Source organism: Micromonospora sp. CPCC 205558 (assembly GCF_036902955.1).
GTDB lineage: Bacteria > Actinomycetota > Actinomycetes > Mycobacteriales > Micromonosporaceae > Micromonospora.
Genome location: NZ_JBAKHR010000013.1, coordinates 88,036 through 108,853, shown reverse-complemented (window position 1 = coordinate 108,853; position 20,818 = coordinate 88,036). Strand labels below are relative to the sequence as shown.

Below are 20,818 nucleotides of genomic sequence, written 5' to 3'. Positions count from 1 at the left end.
GGCCGGACGGACATCCACCGGCTGGCGGCTCAGCCGCCGGCTGGCACCTCCGGATCGGCCGGCGCGCTCGTGGTCGTGGGTGGAGTGGACGGCAGCGTGGGTTCAGTCGCGGGCGCGCTGGTCGGCGGCGGGCTGGTCGGCGGCGCGCTGGTGACGACCGCCGTCGGCGTCGGCGAGGTGGGGGTCTGGCTCGGTTCCAGGCTCGGCGTGGCGGAGATCGAGGCCGACGGGGCGTCGTCGGGCGGGCGCGGGCGGTCGGGCCGTTCCGGGTCGACGCTGGTGGTCTTTTCGTTCGCCGCGGGCAGGTCGACGGGGCCGCTCGGCGCCACCGTCGGCGCGTTGGTCGGCAGATGGACCGCGGGGTCCTCGCCGGCGTTGCGCTCGGCGGCCAGTGCCGCGCCGAGCCCGACCAGCGCGACCAGGATGGCCGCTGCCGCGCCGACCAGCGGGCCCCGCCGTCGCTCGGCCCGTGACCCGGTCGCCACCGCCGCGCCGACCGTCACGTCCGTGCGGGTGCCCGGCCCGGCGTTGCGCAGCGCGACCGGTGTGGCCATCGCTGTCGGCGGTTCGCCGCCGGTGACCGCCGTCCGAGCGGCCTCGGCCATCGCCGCTCCGCTGGAGAACCGCTCCAGCGGATCCTTGGCCAGGGCCCGCGACACCAGGGCGCGGACCGCCTCCGGTATGTCGTGCGGCAGCTCCGGCGGCTCGTCGTCCAGGTGCCGGACGGCGACCTGGAGGGGATTGTCACCGGTGAACGGCGGACTGCCGGTCAGGCAGCAGTAGGTGACCGCGCCCAGGGCGTAGATGTCGGTGGCGCCGCTGACCGGCCGGCCGGCGGCCTGCTCGGGAGCCATGTAAAGCGCGGTGCCCGGCACCGCGTTGGTGCTGGTGATGCTGGTGATGTCGGTGGAGCGGGCCACACCGAAGTCCACCAGGACGACAGTGCCGTCCTCCTGCACCAGCAGGTTGCTGGGCTTGACGTCGCGGTGCACGATGCCGCCGCGATGCGCCGCGTTGAGCGCTGCCGCCGCCTGGGCCACGATCGACATCGTCTCGGCCACGTCGAGCCGCCCGGCCGCCTCGATCCGCTTGGACAACGGCTCGCCGGCGACGAACTCCATGACGAGGTAGTCCGCCCGGCCGCCGTCGGGGAGGTCGTCCTCGCCGCAGTCGAAGACCTGCACGATGCCGGGGTGCCGCAGCGCCGCCATGATCCGGGCCTCGGCGCGGAACCGGGCGATGAAATCGGGGTCGGAGACCAGCGCCGGCAGCAGGACCTTGACCGCGACCTGTCGGCCGAGGATCAGGTCGGAGGCACGCCAAACGTCGCCCATGCCGCCCGTGGCGACACGTTCGTCCAAGCGGTAGCGACCGCTGAGCACGACCTCCGATGACAGCACGGCATTACCGTACCTAGCGTGGTTCAGGCCGGCGCGCCGTGGCAGGGCAGCCGGGTGGCTGGTTCAGCTTGACTGATCCGGTGTGGCCTGTGTGGACGCCCGACAGTGGTCACGCAGCGGATCTGCGGTGTCACGAAAAGCGACAATTTTCGTCGTTCAGGTCCTCGATGGTGGCAAGAAACCGACTTCAGGCCCGGTTGGTGTCCCCTGCTCACCGGCCGTTACGACGACGCGCCGTCCCGCAGTGCTGATAATTGTCACTCTTCCGTGACACGACGCCGACTTGTCGCGTCGTGAGCCCCCTCCTAGCGTTAGCCCCGGCTCGGGCCCTCCCGGCCGCCTCGGCGGGCAGCGCGCCGATCGACCCCCCTGGCGTTGGCCCCGGACACGCCGCCCCGACAATCGTGGTCGCGGGCAAACCAGAGCGGCGGAGGGCGGTGCGGGTGCGGTGCTGAACGGGCGGACTTCTCGTACCACGTTGCGTGTGCCGGCGCGATGGGTCGGGCCGGCACGCCCTGAGCGATGCGTGGGCCGCGAATGACCGCCGACCTGTCGGAGGTGGTGAGCGCCGCGCAGGCCGGAGACGAAGAGGCGTTCCGCTTCCTCTACCGCAGCCTCCAGCCTGGGCTGCTGCGGTACCTGAGCGCCATCGTCGGGGCAGACGCCGAGGACGTCGCCTCCGAGACCTGGCTTCAGATCTCCCGCGATCTGCCCGGCTTCACCGGGGGCGAGTTCCGGGCCTGGACGGTCACCATCGCCCGTAACCGCGCGATGGACCATCTGCGCCGGATGCGCCGCCGCCCCTCGCTCCCGGTCCCGGTGCAGGCGCTCGTCGATCTGGCCAGTGACTCGGACACCGCCGAGCGAGCCAGCGAGACGATCGGTACCGAGACCGCCCTCGCGCTGATCGCCACCCTGCCGCCCCGGGAGGCCGAAGCTGTTCTGCTGCGGGCTGTGATCGGGCTGGACGCGGGATCCGCCGGCCGGGTGCTGGGCCGCCGGGCCGGTGCCGTGCGGACCGCCGCTCACCGGGGTCTACGGCGGTTGGCGGCCCTGTTGGAGCGGCAGAGTCCGGCCGAGTCGCCAGTCGGGGCCGAGGGGACGCCGCCACCGCGCGCGGGGGGCGGCCCTGCTCTGCGGGCACCGCACGCCGAACCGGCGGACGGCTGACGTGAGAGGACTCCCGATGAACCCGTTCCGGCGGGCCGACCACGCCGACACCGAGCGGCTGCTCGACTCGGCCCACGCCCGGATGGAAACTCCGCCGGACCAGGGTCACTCCGCCACGCCAGCGGCTGCGGACGCGACATCAGTTGACGCGTACCTGGAAGCCCCGAACCTGCGCCCGGCCGAGCCGGTCGCCGCGTTGCTCGCCGCGGCGGCCGGCCCCGTCCGCGCGGGCGAGTTGGCCGGCGAGGAGGCCGCGTTGGCGGCGTTCCGGGCCGCCCGGGCCGATCCGACGCCGGCCGTGCCGCAGCGGCCACGCCCTCGTCGGATGCGTACCGGCGCGGTGGCCTGGATCGGCGCGGTGGCCGCTACCGCCACCGCGGGGGCCGCCTTCGCCGCGGTCACCCGGGACCGGGCGCCAGACCCGGTCGCACCGGCCCCGTCGCGCCCGTCACCCTCGCCACAGCAGGACGCGCCCCGATCGGCCGAGCCCGGCCGGTCGGTGGCCCCGGGCGCCCCGTCGCAGGTCGCGCCGTCGGCCGGCACCCGGGAGGCCAGTCCCGCCCGCGCCGAACAGCTGCCCGGACTGTGCCGCGCGTGGCGGGCCAAGAAGCCCGACCAGCGGCAGAAGGCACTGCGTACGCCGGCTTTCCAGACGCTGGTGACCGCCGCCGGCGGCCCTGCCGAGGTCGAGCCGTACTGCCAGCGTCTGCTGCCCGAGACGAAGCCGAGCGGTTCGGCGAAGGTCATACCCTCCGGGTCGGCGAAGGCCAAGCCGTCTCCAGCGGCGAAGGGCCGGCCGTCACCACCGCCACCGGGTCACGCCGTCGTCAGCTGACCGGTCGGCGGCTGGGCCGCTCTGGTTCCGCCCTGCGTCGGATATTCGTCTGTTAGACAGAGGTTGGTGGCGCCGCGCACGCCCACCGACGGTGTCGGCGGGTGGGTTTACGGTGGCACAGAGTGCCGGAACCGGCGCACGGAGAGGGGGTCCGACCCTTGGTGACGTCACCCGACCTGGACCGCAGCGGCATCCTGCGCGAGTCCGCAGCCGCAGTCCGACACCTCGTCCGGATCTGCTTCAAGACCGGCCCGCCGACCCACACCGGCGTCGAACTGGAATGGACCGTGCACGACGCCGCCGATCCCGCCCGCCCCGTCGACGCGACGCGGCTGCGGGCGGCGCTGGGGCGGCACACCCCCGCCACGCTGGATGCCACCAGCCCGGCCGAGCCGCTGCGAAACGGCGGCACGGTCACCTTGGAGCCGGGTGGCCAGTTGGAGATCTCCACCCCGCCCGCCCCCTCGGTCGCCGCGTTGATACGCGCCACCGAGGCCGATATCGCCCAGGTCACCGACCTGCTGGCCGCCGCCGGGCTGATCCTGGGCCGCAGCGGTATCGACCCACACCGACGGCCCTGCCCGGTGGTGGACACCCCCCGCTACCGCGCGATGCGCGGAGCCTTCGATCGCCAAGGCCCGGCCGGCCGCACGATGATGTACAGCACCGCCGGCCTGCAGATCTGCCTCGATGCCGGTGAGGCGGACCAGGTCGGTGACCGCTGGGCCGCCGCCCACGCGGTCGGGCCACCACTGCTCGCGGCGTTCGCCTCCGCCGCTCGACACGCCGGGCGGCGCACCGGTTGGGCCTCCGCCCGGATGGCCGCCTGGCTCGCCATCGACCCGGCCCGGACCCGCCCGGTCTGGTCGCCCGCCCGCGCCGGGGACGATCCGATCGACGCCTGGGTCAGTTACGTGCTCGCCGCGCCGCTGCTCTGTCTGCGCCGGCGCAACGCCGACTGGGCCGCGCCGCCCGGCGTGACCTTCGCCGACTGGCTCGACGGCGCGCTGCCGCACTCGCCCACCACCGACGACCTCGACTACCACGTCAGCACCCTCTTCCCACCGGTGCGACCGCGCGGCTACCTGGAGCTGCGCTACCTGGACGCCCAACCTGACCGGGACTGGCGGCTGCCGTTGGCGGTGCTGACCGCCCTGTTCAGCGACCCGGGCACCGTGCGTCAGGCGTACACCATCGCCACCCCGGTGGCGCACCGCTGGTCGGCCGCCGCCCGGCACGGTCTGGCCGACCCGGCGCTGGCCGCCGCCGCGGCGGCCCTGCTCGACCTGGCCCTTACCGCCCTACCCCGACTGGAGCTGCCGACCAGCACCCACGACGAGATCCGGCGAGGTGTACGCCGTCGGCTGGCCGCCGCAGAGAGGAGAGACCAGTGAGCGCGAGGAGTGAGCCGGGTTTGCGAGCCTCGCAGTCGCGAACGGATGGCGGCGTCCACGGGGAGCAGCTGCGCGACCGCATCGCGACGGAGTTGGCGCGGGCCCGTGCCCGGACCACGTTGTTGACCGAGGTGGTCGACGACGCCGATCTGACCCGCCAGCACTCACCGCTGATGTCGCCGCTGGTCTGGGACCTTGCCCATGTGGGTAACCAGGAGGAGCTCTGGTTGGTCCGTGATGTCGGGGGCCGGGAGCCGGTCCGGTGTGACATCGACGAGTTGTACGACGCGTTCAAGCAGCCGCGCCGCGACCGCCCAGCGCTGCCCCTGTTGCCGCCCGCGGAGGCGCGCGCCTATCTGGCCACCGTTCGGGACAAGGTGCACGACCTGCTCGACGCGGTGGCCTTCACGGAGCGGCCGCTTGTCGTCGACGGGTTCGCCTTCGGCATGATCGTGCAGCACGAGCAGCAGCACGACGAGACGATGCTCGCCACCCACCAGTTGCGCTCGGGGCCGGCGGTGCTGCACGCCCCGCCGCCGCCCGAGCCGTCGGTCCGGGTCGGCGCGGAGGTGCTGGTGCCGGCCGGCGAGTTCAGCATGGGCACCGACACCGATCCGTGGGCGTTGGACAACGAACGTCCCGCGCACCGGGTCGACCTCCCGGCGTACGCCATCGATGCCGCCCCGGTGACCAACGGCCAGTACGCGGCGTTCATCGCCGACGGCGGCTACACGGAGCAGCGCTGGTGGAGCCCGGCCGGTTGGGAGCATCGGGTTCGGGAGCAGCTCAGCGCGCCGATGCACTGGCGCCGCGACGGCGACGACTGGTTCTATCGGCGCTTCGGTCGGTGGGCTCGGGTTCGCTCCGACGAGCCGGTGGTGCATGTGTGCTGGTACGAGGCGCAGGCGTACGCGGCGTGGGCCGGCAAGCGGCTGCCGACCGAGGCGGAGTGGGAGAAGGCGGCCCGCTGGGATCCGGCGACCGGGCGGTCGCGCCGCTACCCCTGGGGGGACGACGACCCGACCGAGGCGCACGCCAACCTCGACCAACGTCATCTGTGGCCGGCGCCGGTGGGCGCCTACCCGGAGGGCGCTTCGCCGCTGGGTGTGCACCAGCTCATCGGCGACGTCTGGGAGTGGACGTCGACCGCCTTCGACGGGCATCCGGGGTTCACCGCGTTCCCCTACCGCGAATACTCGGAGGTCTTCTTCGGCGGCGACTACCGGGTGCTGCGTGGTGGCTCGTTCGGCACCGACCGCTCTGCCTGTCGGGGCACCTTCCGCAACTGGGACTATCCGATCCGCCGGCAGATCTTCAGCGGTTTCCGCTGCGCCCGGGACGTGCGACCGGACGAGTCGTACCGGTGAGTGGCCGCGCGACCGGTGGCCCGGCGGCGGGCCGTGAGCGCTGATGTGCCGTCACCTGGCCTATCTGGGGCCGCCGGTCACCCTTGCCGAGCTGTTGTTCGACCCTCCGCATTCGTTGGTGCGGCAGTCCTGGGCGCCCCGCGACATGCGTGGCGGCGGCACGATCAACGCCGACGGGTTCGGTGTCGGCTGGTACCCGGGTGAGGGTGAGCCGGTGCGGTACCGGCGGGCGCAGCCGATCTGGAGCGACCCGACGATCGCCCAGCTCGCTGCGGTGACCCGCAGCGCGGCGGTGCTGGCGGCGGTGCGTTCGGCAACGGTCGGGATGGCGGTGCTCGACGGCGCGGCGGCGCCTTTCGCCGAGGGGCGTTGGTTGTTCAGCCACAACGGTGTGGTCCGCGGCTGGCCGGACGCCGTGGTGCCGCTCGCCGCCGGTCTGCCGGTGCGCGATCTGCTCACCCTGGACGCCACCACCGACTCGGCGTTGCTCTGGGCGCTGGTGCGGCATCGGTTGCGTGCTGGCGCCGACCCGGCCGAGGCGGTCGGTCGGACGGTGACCGACGTCGCCGCCGCCGCTCCCGGTTCGCGGCTCAACCTGCTGCTCACCGACGGGCACCGGGTGGTGGCCAGCGCGGCAGGGCACGCGTTGTCGGTCCGCGAGACACCGGGTTCGGTGCTGCTCGCCTCCGAGCCACATGACGAGGAGCCCGGGTGGCGGTCGGTGCCGGAGGGGCACCTTGTCGTCGCCACCGTGGGCGAGGTGCGGGTACGTCCACTGCCGGCCCGGGTGCGCCTCGCCGGGCAGACACGCAACGGTTGATCGAACAGAGGAGCGAACCGATGACCGCGGAACCGCTGGAGATCTACCTCGAAGAGGGTGACCTGGAGCGCGGCCTGCGCGACGACGTCCGGGCCGGGCTGAGCGCCGGGCCGAAGTGGCTGCCGCCGAAGTGGTTCTACGACGCCCGGGGCAGCGAGCTGTTCGAGGAGATCACCCGACTGCCCGAGTACTACCCGACCCGGGCCGAGCGGGCCGTGCTGGCCGCGCACGCTGCCGACATCGCGGCGCTGACCGGTGCCAAGACGCTCATCGAGTTGGGCTCCGGTTCGTCGGAGAAGACCCGGCTGCTGCTGGACGCGTTCACCCGCCGGGGTGGGCTGGGCACGTTCGTCCCCCTGGACGTGTCGGTCAGCGCGCTGCGCGGGTCCACCGCCCAGATCGCCGCCGACTATCCCCGCCTGCGGGTCCGGGGCATCGTGGGGGACTTCACCCGGCAACTGGACCGGCTGCCCACCGGCGGCCGGCGGTTGGTGGTGTTCCTCGGCGGCACCGTCGGCAACCTGTTGCCCGCCGAGCGGGCCGAGTTCCTCACGGCGATGCGCGCCGCGCTGGAGGTCGGCGACTGGCTGTTGCTCGGCACGGACCTGGTGAAGGACCCGTCGGTGATCGTGCCCGCGTACGACGACGCCGCCGGGGTCACCGCTGAGTTCAACCGCAATGTGCTGCACGTGATCAATCGCGAGTTGGGCGCTGACTTCGACCCGGCCGCCTTTGAGCACGTCGCCGTCTGGGATTCCGACAATGAGTGGGTCGAGATGCGGTTGCGGGCTACCCGGCCGATGAGTGTGCGGGTGCTGGGGCTGACCGTCGACTTCGCGGCGGGGGAGGAGCTGCGTACCGAGGTTTCGGCGAAGTTCCACCCGGAGGGGATCGCCGCGGAGCTGGCCAGCGCCGGCTTCGCCACCGCGGAGTTCTGGACCGATCCGGACGCGCTCTTCGGTGTCACGCTGGCGCGGGCGCGGTGAGCCTGTTCACCCGACTCGGCCGTGCCCGTGGGTGATCCGATAGGCTGATCACGCGAAGGGGAGTAGCCCCCAATGTCGTGGTCGACATACTGGTGCGTTCCGCATCCGGCCACGCGGCCCCGGTTTTCTCGGGGCGGGCGAGACCTTCGACTCAGGCTGTTGCAGCCGGGTCGAGGGCACCCCTGTACCTCCTCCCGGCGTGAACGGGAAGGACGTCATGGAGGGATTTTTCGCCGCGCTGGTCGTCAGTTTCGGCGTCATCTTCGTCGCCGAGCTGGGGGACAAGTCCCAGCTGATGGCGCTGACTTTCGCCACGCGGTTCAAACCGATTCCGGTGCTGATCGGCATCACGGTCGCCACCGCGGTGGTGCACCTGGCCTCGGTCGCCATCGGCGCGGGTCTCGGGGCGGTGCTGCCGACCGAGTGGATCTCCCTGGTGGCTGGTGTGGCGTTCCTCGGGTTTGGTGCGTGGACGCTGCGCGGGGACAAACTCACCGAGGAGGAGAAGCGTAAGGCGGAGAAGACCAACAAGACCGCGCTGGTGGCGGTGTCGGTGGCGTTCTTCCTCGCCGAGTTGGGCGACAAGACGATGCTCGCCACGATCACGCTCGCCACCAAGTACGGCTGGTTCGGCACCTGGCTCGGCTCCACCATCGGCATGGTGGCCGCGGACGCCTTGGCCATCATGGTCGGCCGGATGCTCGGTCGGCGGCTGCCGGAGAAAGCCATCAAGTACGGTGCCGCGATCCTCTTCGCCATCTCCGGTCTCTGGCTGATCCTGGAGGCGGTGAACGAGCTGACCTGAGCGCCGACTAGCCGCCGCGTGGACGGGTAACGGCCCGGGGTGGACCCGGCCGAGTTGTTGCGCCAGGGCGACCAGGTGCTGGTTGCGGTGGTGGAGGTGGCCGGCGCGCTGGTGATCTTCGTTGGCGCGGTGTGGGCGGCGGTGCGGTTCGTGGTCGAAGGGCTGCGACACCGCACCGCCGCCCGCTTCACGCCGATCCGGCTCTCGCTGGGTCGCTTTCTGACCCTCGGCCTGGAATTCCAGCTGGCGGCCGACGTGCTGCGCACGGCGGTGTCCCCGTCGTTCACGCAGATCGGCCAACTGGCCGCGATCGCGACGATCCGAACGGCGTTGAACTACTTCCTGGGCCGCGAGATCCGTCAGGAGCAACGTCAGGTGGCCGAGGGGGAGCGTCGGCCATGACGGGTGCCCTGGTCACGGCGGTCACCGCCCTGGCGTTGGTCGCCGGGGTGGTCACGGTGCTCAGCAGCCGGGCGCTGCGCAGCGGCGTCCGCGTCCTGCTGGACCTGCTCATCGCGGCCGGTCTGCTCCGGCTCGCCGGCGACCCGGGTTGGAGCGGCCTGGCCGGCGCGGTGGCGATCATCGCCCTGCGCCAGCTGCTCGGGGCGGCGCTGAGCACGCCACCGCCGTGGTCCGGCCGACAATCCCGGGCCCGCTGCGCCGACGACGATCACCACCTACCGTTGGCGTCGACAGGTGAAATCGGTAGATCGGGAGGATGACCACATGGGCCGGCACGACGAACCGAACGAGTACGGCTTCGCCGGCGGTGCCACCGCCCCGGAGCCGCCGCCTCGCGGAAAGCCCGACGAGCAGGATCGCGTCGAGGCGGTGGCGGTGCCGGGCGACGACCTCACCGAGCCGGCCGCCGAGGCGTTGGTCGAGGAGACCGAGGACCTACCGCCCGCCGAACGTCGCCACTGAGCACAGGCCCGCGCGGTGTGGCGCGACGGCGAACCCGCGCTGGCCGCCGATGGGCCGACCGGGAGCAGTGCGGTGCAGGCGCGGCTGGTCGGGCCGCGCCGGCCCTTCGGCGCTCGCGTCCACCTCGGCCCGCGCCGGCGCCGTCATCGGCCGTCGGGGTGCTGGTAGACGTCGGGTACGCCGTCCCCGTCAGCGTCCAGCCGCTCCCGATCCGCCATCCTCCGGTACGCCGCGTTGCGGCGGGTGAGGACCGCGGCGGCCAGCCCAGCGGAGATCACCGAGCCGAGCAGCACGGCCACCTTGACCCGGTCGTCGGCCGTGCTGCCGGATCCGAAGGCCAGGTCGCCGATGAGCAGCGAGACGGTGAACCCGACGCCGGCCAGCAGGGCGATTCCGAGCAGGTCGGTCCAGGTGACGCCCTCGTCCAGTTCGGCGCGGGTGAACCGGGCCAGCAGGTACGTCGAGCCGAAGATGCCGACGCTCTTGCCGAACACCAGACCGGCGACGATGGCGATCACCATCGGGTCGCTCAACAGGGCGCCCAGGTCGGTGCCGCGCAGGGTGACCCCGGCGGCGAACAGGGCGAAGATCGGCACGGCGAGGCCGGCCGACACCGGCCGCCAGCGATGCTCCAGTTGTGCGGCGAGGCCACCCTCGCCCGCTTCCGCGTCGCCGGTGGCCGCCTGGTCGCCGCCCGCCGGTCGGCGGGCGAGCACCGGGACGGTGAAGCCGAGCAGGACACCGGCCACCGTGGCGTGTACGCCGGAGGCGTGCACCAGCGTCCAGGCGGCGACCGCGAGGGGGATCAGCGCCCACCACCAGGTACGCCCGCGCTGCACCAGCACCGCGAAGAGCCCGATCGGCGCCAACGCGGCGAGCAGCGGAAGGGGATGGAAGTCGGCGGTGTAGAAGATCGCGATGATGGTGATCGCGAACAGATCGTCGACCACCGCGAGGGTGAGCAGGAATGCGCGCAGGCCCTGCGGCAGATGTGAGCTGACCACGGCGAGCACGGCGAGCGCGAAGGCGATGTCGGTGGCGGTTGGAATGGCCCAACCGCGCAGGCCGTCCCCGCCCGCGCTCAGCACCACCGCGAGGTAGATCAGCGCCGGCAGCAGCATCCCGCCGAGTGCGGCCGCCACCGGCAGCACGGCCCGGCGCGGGTCGCGGAGTTCACCGGCGATGAACTCCCGTTTGAGCTCCAGGCCCACCACGAAGAAGAAGATGGCCAGCAGGCCGTCCGCCGCCCAGGTGGCCACGTCCAGGTCGAGGTGCCAGGGCGCGCCGGGCCAGGGCACGACGTGGCCGAGCCGGTTGTAGGAGTCGGACCACGGGGAGTTGGCCCAGATCAGCGCGATCACGGCGCCCGACAGCAGCAGGGCGCCACCGACGGTCTCGGTACGCAGGACGTCGGCCAGGTGCCGGGCCTCCGGCCAGGACGAGCGGGAGAGCAGTCGGAGCTTCGGCGGACGCGGCCCCGATGGTGGGGTGTGGCGGGTCATCTGTGGGCTCACCTAGGGGAGTCGGGATGGCAAAAATCCACTCGCCGACCAGGCTTCCCGGCACACCGCTGTCGACCCTATCCGGTGGCTCGGTCGGCGTGACCGCTGGGCTGATCGGATGCCATCCGATCGGCCTCCGACTTTTTCCCCGTTGTCGCCGCAGCCGAATGGGTGTTTGTCGGGTTGGTCATGCGGGTGCACATCACGCCACCGGAAAACACATAACTCCGGACATAAGCCGTATGAGCCGCTTTAATGGTTTCACGAGTTTAGAGACGACCTTGGGGGTTTTCGTGAAGTTCTTTGGCGTAACCGGACCGACACGGAGGCGCTCCTGATGGACCTGCTCCGCCAATTGCGCCACGTGCGTCGGCACTGGTGGGTCGCACTGGTCACGGTCATGGTGGCCCTGGGCATCTCGGCGTTCCTGACCGTACGGGCCCAACCCCGGTATGTCGCCTCGGTGACCTTCTTCGTTACCACCCCCAACTCAGGCGTCACCGACGCCTACCAGGGCGGGCTCTTCCTCCAACAGCGCGTCAAGTCGTACGCCGACCTGCTCAGCAGCGACCGGCTGGCGCAGAGCGTGGTGGCCGAGACTCCGGTCGGCCTCACCGCGGACGAGGTGCAGCGCCGGGTGAGCACCTCCACCGAGACCGGCACCGTTCTGCTGCGGGCGTCGGTCACCGACACCGATCAGACCCGCGCGTTGCGGGTGACGGAGACCCTCGCCAACAAGTTCGTCGAACTTGTCCAGAAGGTCGAGACGACGCCGGAAGGCAAGGCGCCCGTCAAGATCGAAGTGGTCAGTGGCCCGCGGGTCAGCGCCAACCCCGTCTCGCCGCAGCCGGTCCGCAACCTCACCCTGGGTGGCCTGGCAGGCCTGATCCTCGGCATCGGTCTGGCGATCCTGCGGGGCGTCGCCGACGTCCGACTGCGCGACGCCGCCGGACTGCAACGCGCCACCGGCAGCCCGCTGCTCGGTGAGATTCCGTTCGAGGGCAACGCCCGCAGCGCCCCACTCATCGTGGGCGACGCCGCGACCTCGGCGCGCGCCGAGGCGGTCCGCAAGCTGCGGACCAACCTGCGCTTCGTCGACGTCCACGAGCCGGCCCGGGTCATCGCGGTGACCAGTGCCCTGCAGGGCGAGGGCAAGACCACGCTCTCCTGCAACCTGGCGATCGCGCTGGCCGAGGCGGGCTGGCGGGTGCTGCTGGTCGACGCGGATCTGCGTCGCCCGAAGGTCGACGACTACCTGGGCCTGGACGCCGGCGTCGGCCTCACCGACGTGCTGGTGGGCGACGTGAAGGTGGGCGACGTCGTGCAGCGCTGGGGAGACAAGTCGCTGTTGGTGCTGCCCAGCGGGTCCGCCCCGCCGAACCCGAGCGAGCTGCTCGGCTCCAAGGCCATGTCGGACCTGCTGCTGGCCCTGCGCGAGTCGGCGGACATCGTGATCATCGACACCGCGCCCCTGCTCGCGGTGACCGACGGCGTGGTGGTGGCCGTGCAGGCCGATGGCGCTCTGTTGGTGACGCAGCAGGGCCGTACCTCGCGGGCCCAGGTCGCCGCGGCGGCCCGGTCACTGCACTCGGTCTCGGTCCGGCTGCTCGGCTGTGTGCTGAACATGGCCAAGGTGGCCAAGACCGAGGCGTACCAGTACGAGGCCTACCGGGTGGTCGCCTCGACGGCCGGAGCGTCGGTGCCGGCCGACCGGGCCGCGTCCGGCCGGCACAGCGAGACCAGCACCGGGGTCAACGGCGTCGCCGACCATACCCAGGAACTCACCCGGCTGCCCCGATGAGCGCGGCGAGGGGTCGCAGCGACCGTTCGATCTCCTCGGCGCAGAGTCGGAAGTCGGCTGCGGTGCCGCCGATCGGGTCTCGAAGATCGTCCGCGTCCGGGGCTGCCGGTTGCAGCCGTCCCCGGGCCTGGGCGGCGGCGGCGATCGCCGCCCCCAGTGGGTCGTCGGCCAACTCGGCGGGCGGCTCGGCCGCGGCGGCCAGCCGGCCGAACTGGCGCAGCGTGAACGTCCGGTGCAGCGCTCCCGGCGCCAACGAGGTGCAGACCGAACGTTGGCGTCGGGTCGCGGTCAGCACGAGCGTGGCGTCGACCAGATACTCGGGGCGCAGCACCCGGGTCCGGAACGCCGCCGGGTCCGCGCCGCTCTCGGTCGCGACCTCCATGGCGTACGGGTGCATCCCCAGCCCGTCGATCGCGTCGGTGCCGGCGCTGGCCACCTCGACGGGTCGGTCGGCCAGCAACCGACGGGCCAGGTACTCGGCCATCGGCGACCGGCACAGGTTGGCGTGGCAGACGAACAACACGCGATCAGGCATCGGTGCCCCTCTCATCGGTGCGGACCGGGGTGCTCGCACCGCGAGGTCGGTGCGTCGACGCCGGTGGCCGCGCGGGGAGGGGTTGTCGGCATCGTACGCGGGCCGCACGCCCACCGGCCGTGGTGCCGCGCCGGCCGACGCCGATCCGCGTCGGACGGGGGTGAACCGGTGAGGATCGGCATCCTGTCGTACCACTTTCCGCCCGAGCCGGCGTTCATCCCCGGGAGCCTCGCCGAGGAGCTGGCTGCGCGCGGGCACGAGGTACGGGTCCTCACCGGCTTTCCGGACTACCCCGGCGGGCACGTCTATCCCGGCTGGCGACAGCGGTGGCACCACGAGACGCACAGTCAACGGCTCAGCGTCCGGCGGGTGCCCCGCTACCCCGGGGGCGCCGCGTCCGTCGGTGGCCGGATGGCCAACTACCTCTCCTTCGCCGGCAGCGCGGGGCTGGTCGCCCGCCGCTTCCTGGGCGGCATCGACGCGCTGTACGTCTTTCAACTCCCGGCGACGACGTTCGCCGCAGCCGGGGTGCTCCGGTTGCTTGGGCGAGTGCCGGCGGTCCTGCACGTGCAGGACGTCTGGGCTCGCGACGGCGCGGAAGAGGGGAGCGAAGGGCGCTGGGTGGCACGGCTGGGCAGCACGATGACCCGGATCTACCGGACCGCGGCGCGTATCGCGGTCGCCGCGCCGTCGATGCGGGACCTGGTGGTCGCCGCCGGCGCCGACCCGGCCCGGGTCCAGCTGGTGCTGAACTGGACCGACGAGCGGATCTTCCACCCGGCGACGCCCGGCGCGGCGGCCCGCCAGTTGGTCCGTCGGGACGGTCGGTGCGTGGTGATGCACGCCGGGACCATCGGGGCGCGGCAGGGGCTGGAAACCGCGGTCCGGGCGGCCGCGGCGCTGGACCGGACGATGGATCTGGTCCTGGTCGGTTCGGGTGCGGCGGAGCGGCGGGTGCGGGGGCTCGCCGCCGAGCTGGGCGCGGACAATGTCCGCTTCCTGGAGCGGCGGTCGCCGGTCGACATGCCCGAGCTGTACGCCGCCGCCGACTACCAGCTGGTCATGTCGCGCGACCTTCCGGAGCTGCGCGGCACGGTGCCCGGCAAGCTGCAGGCCGCACTCTCCTGCGCCGCGCCGGTGATCGCCTCGGCCGGCGGGGACACGGCCGAGCTGGTCGAACGGGCTCGGGCTGGGTTGTCCTGCCCACCGGAGGACTGGGCGGCGCTGGCCGACCGGTTCTGGTTGGCCGCCACCATCGCGCCGCCGACCCGCACCGAAATGGGGCGTCGAGGGCGGGCCGCGTACCTGCGGGAGATGTCACTGCCCGCTGGCGTGGACCAGATCGAACGGCTGTTGCACGAGGCGGCCGGACGAGCCGCGCCCAGTCTGCACGGAACCGCGAATAAGGCTCATTAAAAGGGCAACGACCCCAATAACGGTACGAATTTCCCTAAGGCGTGCTAAGAACGTCAGGGAATCGACCTTCTGTCCGATTCCGCGAACGGGAGTGTGGTGTGACGGAGAGCGAACGACCGACCCGGCGGCGAAGCCGGTCCCGGCGTCGTCGGCGTGCCCGACTGCGACGGGCCCTCCTCGGCGTCCTGGTAGTCGGCTCACTGCTGCTGGCGACCGGCGGATGGATCGGCTTCCGCGGTTGGCAGGCGCGCGCTCACCTGCTCAACGCCGCTGGGCTGGCGCGGGAGTTGAGCGCCCAGGTGGTCGGTGGGGACAGTGACCGCGCGCTGCGGACCCTCGCCGCGCTTCAGGAGCAGGCAGGTGCCGCCCGAGCCGCGACGGCCGACCCGAGCTGGCGGCTCGGCCGGCTTACGCCGATCGCCGGCGACGACCTCGACGCCGTCCGGCAGATCGCCATCGCCATCGACGACCTGGCCCGGAAGGCGTTCCCGACCCTGCTCCGTACGGACCTGACCAGCCTGGTGCCGACCGGTGGCCGGCTGGACCTGGGCCGACTTACCGCCGTCTCCGCCGAGTTGACCCAGGTGCACGAGTCGGTCCAGCGCACCCGCCGGGACCTGGCTGCGGTGCCCGCCGACCGGCTGGTCAGCCAGATTCGGCAGGCGCTGACCGACCTGCGTGCCGAGATCGACCGGCTGGCCAGCCTCACCACGGCCGCCGACCAGGGAGCCCGTCTGCTGCCGCCGCTGCTCGGCGCGAACGGTCCACGCCGTTACCTGCTCGTCTCGCAGAATCTCGCCGAACTGCGCGCGACCGGCGGCATGTTCGGCGCGTACGCGATGATCGAGGCCGACAACGGCACCGTGAAGATGGGCAAGCAGGGCAGCAGTGCCGCGCTTGGCCTGTTCAACCCGGCGTTGGAGGTGCCCGCCGAGACTCGGGCCCTCTGGACCGACCTGCCCGGCATCTACCCGGCCGACGTCAATCTGTCTCCGCACTTCCCGACCGCCGCCAAGTTGTACCGCGAGATGTTCCGGCGCAAGACCAGCATCACTGTCGACGGCGTGCTCGCAGTCGATCCGGTGGTGCTGTCCTACCTACTCAAGGCGACCGGCCCGGTGCTGGTGCCCGGTGGTGTGCCGCTCGCCAGCGAGAAGGTCGTGCAGACCCTGCTGAACGACAGCTACCAGCGGCTGGACATCAAGCAGCAGGACGAGTTCTTCGCGGCCTCGGCGGCAGCGGTGTTCGACGCCTTTTTCAAGAAGAATGTCAACCCGAAGGTGTTGTTGTCCGCATTTGACCGTGCTATCACCGAACGCCGGATATTGTTCTGGAGTGCCCGACCTGAGGAACAGCGGACATTCGGCGACAGCCGGATGGCCGGGACGCTTCCAGAACAGGACACCGTGCCGACGGTCGGCGTTTTCCTCAACGACGGCAGCGGCGCGAAGCTCGGCTACTACCTGCGGCCGGCGGCGAACCTGACGGTCGGCGAATGCCGGCCCGACGGCCGCCGTGAGCTCCGGCTGCGGGTGACCCTCCGCTCGACGGCGCCGAAGTCCGGCCTCAGCAAGTCGGTCCTCGGCCTCGGCCTGGCCGGTGATCCGTACACCGTACGCACGTTGGTGTCGATCTTCAGCCCGGCTGGTGGAGCGGTGCTCGAAGCCCGGCTCGATGGGGTCGAGACGGCGCTGGGCAGCGGCACCGAACGCCGCCGTCAGGTGGCGACGGCCAGCGTGGATGTCGGCCCCGGTGCCGAGAGGGCGCTGGAGGTCACCGTGCTGACGGCCAAGACCGGCGTCGGGCAGGCCGAGCTGTGGCTGACCCCCACCGCCAGCCCATGGACCACCCAAGTTCATTCCGCACCAAGCTGTGATCAGTAGGAGGGAACCAATCATGCGGCTATCCCGCATCATCATGGCGCTCACGGTCGGCCTGGCCGTGGTAGCCGTGCCGACGGCAGCGGGGGCGGCACAGCCGCAGCCGACGCCCAGCGCGACCACCGATCCGACCCAACCGCCGCCGTACACGCCGACCGTCGCGTCGCTGACCGTCAACCGACCGGCGATCTTCCTCGGCGAGACGGTCTTGCTGACCGGTACCAACTTCGGCCCGAACGAGATCGTCGACATCTCGGTGACGGTGGCTCCGCTGGCCGCCCCGGCGGCAGGTCAGGCGCCGGCGCGTCGTAGCGACGGCACCACCGTCGCCATGAAGCCGGTGGCGTACCAGGCGAGCGCGCCCCTGAACTTCACGGCGTTCACCAACGCCGAGGGCCGCTTCACCAAGAGCTACAAGCCGTCGGTGACGGGTCTGCTGACCTTCACCGCCACCGGTCGGGACTCCGACCGGCGCGCCAGCACGGAGCTGCAGGTGCTGCACAAGAAGCAGCCGCTGCCCGTCACGGGTGACAGCCTCGGCACACCCATGAAGCTCGGCGGCGGCCTGGTCGGCGCCGGAGCGGTCATGCTGCTGCTGACCCTGGCCTGGCGTCGCCGCCAGCGCTTCGGTGGTGCGGCGCACTAGTCAACACCACCGGGCTGTGCCCGGATCGCACGGAAGCTGGCGCCCGTCGGAACACTCCGACGGGCGCCAGCCCGTCCAGAGAGAGCCGGTCGTGCCTGCGCCGGTCGTGCCAGCGCTGGCCGTGCCTGCGAAGGTCTTTCCAGCGCCGACTTCCTGCGCCGACTTCCTGCGCCGACTTCCTGCGCCGACTTCCTGCGCCGACTTCCTGCGCCGGCCTTCAGCGCGGCCTTCAGCGCGGCCGTCGAGCGCCGGCCTTCCTATGAGGCGGCGTTTCCAGGCGGCCCAGGGAAATTTGTCCGCATTGCGCGACTTCGTGCGGCCAGCCCGTTCGTGATCGACTCGGGTCTCATGAAGTCGGGCTGTCCCGGCCCGTCCCGGATCCCCCGGCTTTCATGAATCCAAGTGGATCACCCGGGCGAGGGTCGATTTGGCACCGCCGGTCCGACCTGAGCTGGGCGGTTTGTCCGGTCAGGGGTGGTTGTGGGGTGTGACGGGGTGCACCGGTGGGCCGGAATCATGGCTTGCCCGGGGTCGTTACACACCCTGACGATCGCAGCACCACCGATCGCCTGCCCGGCCTTCACGGGTGCGGGACGGCGGTCCGGCAGGTTGGAATGCCAGCCTCCACCCGGTCGTTGCAGTCCCCACGACCGACCACGGCGCCGCTTCCATTCGGGTGCCGACGGGATGGGCTAACCCCGGAATGACCCTGGCCCGGCGGTCGTTATACAGGGACCTGGCGCCGCGAGCCTCCCGCTCGTGAGGTCGCCGACCCCGACGCCCGCTGAGGTGTCACCCTCCAGACTTTTCCCCCTTTTTGTTTGTGCAGCGCCGGACGAGGTGCTCACACCCGGCCGCTTGTCCCCCGTGTTGGGCGGTTGGGTGTTCTACCCCCGAAGGAGCTACCCCCATGAACACGATCTTCCGTAAGAGCATGCTGTCTGTTGCTGGTCTCGCGTTCGCCGGTGGTGTGTTCGCCGGCCCGATCGCCGCCCACGCCAACCCGGCCGATGCCAAGCCCGTTGCGGTCGCCGTGCAGTCGGCGCCGAAGCCGCAGGGCGACCAGTCCCGGATCACCCTGAACGACGAGCAGACCGCCAACGTCAAGGCGATCATCGCCGCGACGAAGAAGGCCGGCCTGCCCGAGCGGGCCGCGGTCATCTCGATCGCGACGAGCCTGCAGGAGTCGAAGCTGGAGAACCTGGGCCACCTCGGCGACATGAACGACCACGACTCGCTGGGCCTGTTCCAGCAGCGCCCGTCCAGTGGTTGGGGCACGCCGGAGCAGATCACCGACCCCGAGTACTCCACCACCGCGTTCCTGAAGGGTCTCAAGCAGGTCGACGGGTGGCAGGACATGCCCCTGACCCAGGCCGCGCAGACGGTGCAGGTGTCGGCGTACCCGGACGCCTACGCCCAGTGGGAGCAGCAGGCCACCGACCTCGTCGCCCAGCACTGGAACAGCTGACCACCCGCACGACAGCACCACCGCACCACCGCACGACAGCACCACCGCACGGCAGCACGGCAAGACCGCAGGACGAAACGCCGCTGGCCGGCACCCCGGTCAGCTCTTGTGCTTGTGGGTGCGTCCGATGTCGATCAGCGCGACGGCCAGTGCGAGCGCGATGATGCCGGTGGCGAGCATCAGGGACCGTTCGAAGGCGGTGGTCCAGTCGCCGCGGCTGTCGGACAGCGACGAGAAGAACAGCGACCCGACGGCGGCGATGCCAGCTGCGGCGCCGATCCGTTGGCCGGTCTGGAGCATGCCCGCGCCGCTGCCGGCCTGCCCTACCGGCACCTCGGAGAGGGTGATCGTCTGGTTGGGGGCGATTACCAGCCCGCTGCCGATGCCGGCGACGAGGAGCGGGCCGGCGGTGACCCAGGGCGCTGGGGCGTCCGGCGCGAGGTGCAGCCCGATCACCGTCGCGGCCAGTCCGACCACCACGGTGAGCAGACCGATGGCGACCAGTGGTCGGCCGAAGCGGTTGACGATGCGACCACCGAGCACGGCGGCGGCAGCCGATCCCAGGGCGAATGGGGTGATGGCCAGGCCGGCGACGAGCGCGCTGTAGCCGAGACCCATCTGCAGGAACAGGGTGAAGATGAAGAAGATCGCGGTGAAGCCACCGAAGTAGACGAGCGCCAGGAGCGAGCCCAGGGTGTACGACTGGAAGTTGAACAGTCGAAGGTCGAACAGGGGTTCGTGGTGGCGTGCGTACCGTCGCTCCCAGAGCCCGAAGGCGACCAGCACGGCCAGGCCGACGGGGATGAGCGCCCACTTCCAGGGGGTCCGCCACTGCTGTTCCTGCACGAGTGGCAACAGAACCAGGACCACACCGATGCCGAGCAGCAGGACGCCGACGGGGTCGAGTCGCCGCCAGCCGGGTTGACCGGTGGGGCGGCCGGGCAGCAACCGCCAGCCGAGGATCACCGCGAGGACACCGACCGGCACGTTGACGAAGAAGACCCAGCGCCAGCCGTGCTCCTCGCCGCCGATGGCGATGAGCAGGCCGCCGAGCAGCGGCCCGACGGCGGTGGAGATGCCGATGGTGGCGCCGAGCAGCCCGAATGGACGGGCGCGTTCGGGGCCGCGGAACAGCTGCTGGATCAGCCCGATGACCTGGGGGTTGACGATGCCGGCGGCGGCGCCCTGCAGTAGTCGGGCGATGACCAGCCACGTCGGGGAGGTGGCGAGGCCGGCGAGCGCGCTGGTGATGGTGAACAGCGCGATGCCGAAGACGAACGCGTTGCGCCGACCGCGGGCGTCGCCGAAGCGACCGGCGGGCACCAGCGCCAGGCCGAAGGTGAGCGCGTACCCGGAGAGAATCCACTGCAGGTCGCTCGACGACGCGTGCAGCGCCCGGTCGATGGACGGCACCGCGACGTTGACGATGCTCACGTCGAGCAGCGTCATGAACGCGGCGACCAGTCCGACGCCGACCGCCTGCCAGCGATGTCGGTTTTCGGCCGGGCTCACCGGCTGCGGCGGCTGCGCCGCGCTCATCGTGCCCCCCGTCGACCCTCGGTCATGCATTGTCGACCGCTACCCGGATCTTCGGGGGGCGAACCGTGCCGGTTGGCTCCGCGGATCACGCCATCTGGCGGGCGCAGAACCGGGGACCGAAGTCGAGGCCGGCCATAGGTGAGTCCTCGCGGTGCAGCAGGCCCTTCTCGGTGAGCAGGTGCAGGGGGCTGCCCACCTGCTCCTCGGTGAATCCGGATTCCTCAGCGATCAGGTCCGGGTAGGGCACCTGTCCGCGTGCCTCGAGGACGGTGACCGCCTGGTATACCCGTTGCTCGGCCTCCGACAGTTGCACCTGCTGCATGGTTCCTC

20 protein-coding genes are annotated in these 20,818 nt (G+C 71.6%); 15 read left to right on the top strand and 5 right to left on the bottom strand.

Going from position 1 to position 20,818, the window contains the following annotated elements; genetic code table 11:
• Positions 1 to 29 precede the first annotated feature (29 nt).
• Positions 30 to 1,400 carry a serine/threonine-protein kinase gene (locus V6U86_RS17550; protein WP_334504595.1) on the bottom strand — a complete coding sequence of 457 codons (1,371 nt, stop codon included), beginning with the start codon at positions 1,398 to 1,400 and terminating at the stop codon, positions 30 to 32.
• A gap of 537 nt (positions 1,401 to 1,937) precedes the next feature.
• Here V6U86_RS17550 and V6U86_RS17545 point away from each other — a divergent pair.
• From V6U86_RS17545 to V6U86_RS17500, 10 genes are all read left to right on the top strand, one after another.
• The gene (locus V6U86_RS17545) at positions 1,938 to 2,570 is read left to right on the top strand and encodes an RNA polymerase sigma factor (RefSeq protein WP_334504649.1); all 633 of its coding nucleotides are present in this window, start codon (positions 1,938 to 1,940) and stop codon (positions 2,568 to 2,570) included.
• A gap of 16 nt (positions 2,571 to 2,586) precedes the next feature.
• The gene (locus V6U86_RS17540; protein WP_334504593.1) at positions 2,587 to 3,405 is read left to right on the top strand and encodes a hypothetical protein; all 819 of its coding nucleotides are present in this window, start codon (positions 2,587 to 2,589) and stop codon (positions 3,403 to 3,405) included.
• A gap of 158 nt (positions 3,406 to 3,563) precedes the next feature.
• The gene (gene egtA / locus V6U86_RS17535; RefSeq protein WP_334504591.1) at positions 3,564 to 4,799 is read left to right on the top strand and encodes an ergothioneine biosynthesis glutamate--cysteine ligase EgtA; all 1,236 of its coding nucleotides are present in this window, start codon (positions 3,564 to 3,566) and stop codon (positions 4,797 to 4,799) included.
• Positions 4,800 to 4,819: 20 nt separating this feature from the next.
• Entirely contained in the window at positions 4,820 to 6,166 is a 1,347-nt protein-coding gene (egtB, locus tag V6U86_RS17530) for an ergothioneine biosynthesis protein EgtB (RefSeq protein ID WP_334504647.1), read from the top strand.
• Positions 6,167 to 6,209: 43 nt separating this feature from the next.
• Positions 6,210 to 6,986 (top strand): ergothioneine biosynthesis protein EgtC, encoded by a 777-nt coding sequence (gene egtC / locus V6U86_RS17525; protein ID WP_334504589.1) that lies wholly within the window; start codon positions 6,210 to 6,212, stop codon positions 6,984 to 6,986.
• Between the two features lie 20 nt (positions 6,987 to 7,006).
• Positions 7,007 to 7,972 carry an L-histidine N(alpha)-methyltransferase gene (gene egtD, locus V6U86_RS17520; RefSeq protein ID WP_334504586.1) on the top strand — a complete coding sequence of 322 codons (966 nt, stop codon included), beginning with the start codon at positions 7,007 to 7,009 and terminating at the stop codon, positions 7,970 to 7,972.
• A gap of 217 nt (positions 7,973 to 8,189) precedes the next feature.
• On the top strand, positions 8,190 to 8,777 hold the full coding sequence (locus V6U86_RS17515) for a TMEM165/GDT1 family protein (protein ID WP_334504583.1): 588 nt from the start codon (positions 8,190 to 8,192) through the stop codon (positions 8,775 to 8,777).
• A 39-nt stretch (positions 8,778 to 8,816) separates the two neighbouring features.
• A complete protein-coding gene (locus V6U86_RS17510) occupies positions 8,817 to 9,179 on the top strand; it encodes a DUF1622 domain-containing protein (RefSeq protein ID WP_334504581.1) in 363 nt (120 codons plus the stop codon).
• A complete protein-coding gene (locus V6U86_RS17505) occupies positions 9,176 to 9,499 on the top strand; it encodes a hypothetical protein (protein WP_334504579.1) in 324 nt (107 codons plus the stop codon). Before V6U86_RS17510 ends, V6U86_RS17505 begins: the two co-directional genes overlap by 4 nt.
• Before the next feature lie 4 nt (positions 9,500 to 9,503).
• A complete protein-coding gene (locus V6U86_RS17500; RefSeq protein WP_334504577.1) occupies positions 9,504 to 9,701 on the top strand; it encodes a hypothetical protein in 198 nt (65 codons plus the stop codon).
• A 143-nt stretch (positions 9,702 to 9,844) separates the two neighbouring features.
• Here the strand turns inward: V6U86_RS17500 and nhaA are convergent, their stop codons facing one another.
• Positions 9,845 to 11,203, bottom strand: coding sequence for a Na+/H+ antiporter NhaA (nhaA, locus tag V6U86_RS17495; protein ID WP_334504575.1), 1,359 nt, complete (start codon positions 11,201 to 11,203; stop codon positions 9,845 to 9,847).
• Between the two features lie 337 nt (positions 11,204 to 11,540).
• On the opposite strand from nhaA, the gene V6U86_RS17490 reads away from it, so the two are divergent.
• Positions 11,541 to 13,004: a polysaccharide biosynthesis tyrosine autokinase gene (locus tag V6U86_RS17490; protein ID WP_334504572.1), complete on the top strand. Its 1,464-nt coding sequence runs from the start codon at positions 11,541 to 11,543 to the stop codon at positions 13,002 to 13,004.
• On the opposite strand, the gene V6U86_RS17485 is transcribed toward V6U86_RS17490, so the two are convergent.
• Positions 12,985 to 13,539 (bottom strand): arsenate reductase/protein-tyrosine-phosphatase family protein, encoded by a 555-nt coding sequence (locus V6U86_RS17485; protein WP_334504570.1) that lies wholly within the window; start codon positions 13,537 to 13,539, stop codon positions 12,985 to 12,987. The two genes, V6U86_RS17490 and V6U86_RS17485, sit on opposite strands and share 20 nt — an antisense overlap.
• 168 nt (positions 13,540 to 13,707) lie before the next feature.
• Here V6U86_RS17485 and V6U86_RS17480 point away from each other — a divergent pair, with 168 nt between their 5' ends.
• From V6U86_RS17480 to V6U86_RS17465, 4 genes are all read left to right on the top strand, one after another.
• Positions 13,708 to 14,955: a glycosyltransferase family 4 protein gene (locus tag V6U86_RS17480; protein WP_334504568.1), complete on the top strand. Its 1,248-nt coding sequence runs from the start codon at positions 13,708 to 13,710 to the stop codon at positions 14,953 to 14,955.
• A gap of 98 nt (positions 14,956 to 15,053) precedes the next feature.
• Positions 15,054 to 16,838: a DUF4012 domain-containing protein gene (locus V6U86_RS17475; RefSeq protein ID WP_334504565.1), complete on the top strand. Its 1,785-nt coding sequence runs from the start codon at positions 15,054 to 15,056 to the stop codon at positions 16,836 to 16,838.
• A 13-nt stretch (positions 16,839 to 16,851) separates the two neighbouring features.
• A complete protein-coding gene (locus V6U86_RS17470) occupies positions 16,852 to 17,481 on the top strand; it encodes a hypothetical protein (protein WP_334504563.1) in 630 nt (209 codons plus the stop codon).
• 910 nt (positions 17,482 to 18,391) lie between these two features.
• Positions 18,392 to 18,949 carry a hypothetical protein gene (locus V6U86_RS17465; protein ID WP_334504561.1) on the top strand — a complete coding sequence of 186 codons (558 nt, stop codon included), beginning with the start codon at positions 18,392 to 18,394 and terminating at the stop codon, positions 18,947 to 18,949.
• A gap of 99 nt (positions 18,950 to 19,048) precedes the next feature.
• Here the strand turns inward: V6U86_RS17465 and V6U86_RS17460 are convergent, their stop codons facing one another.
• Both V6U86_RS17460 and V6U86_RS17455 read right to left on the bottom strand, forming a co-directional pair.
• Entirely contained in the window at positions 19,049 to 20,488 is a 1,440-nt protein-coding gene (locus V6U86_RS17460; RefSeq protein ID WP_442934951.1) for an MFS transporter, read from the bottom strand.
• A gap of 85 nt (positions 20,489 to 20,573) precedes the next feature.
• On the bottom strand, positions 20,574 to 20,810 hold the full coding sequence (locus tag V6U86_RS17455) for a hypothetical protein (protein ID WP_334504557.1): 237 nt from the start codon (positions 20,808 to 20,810) through the stop codon (positions 20,574 to 20,576).
• Positions 20,811 to 20,818 lie beyond the last annotated feature (8 nt).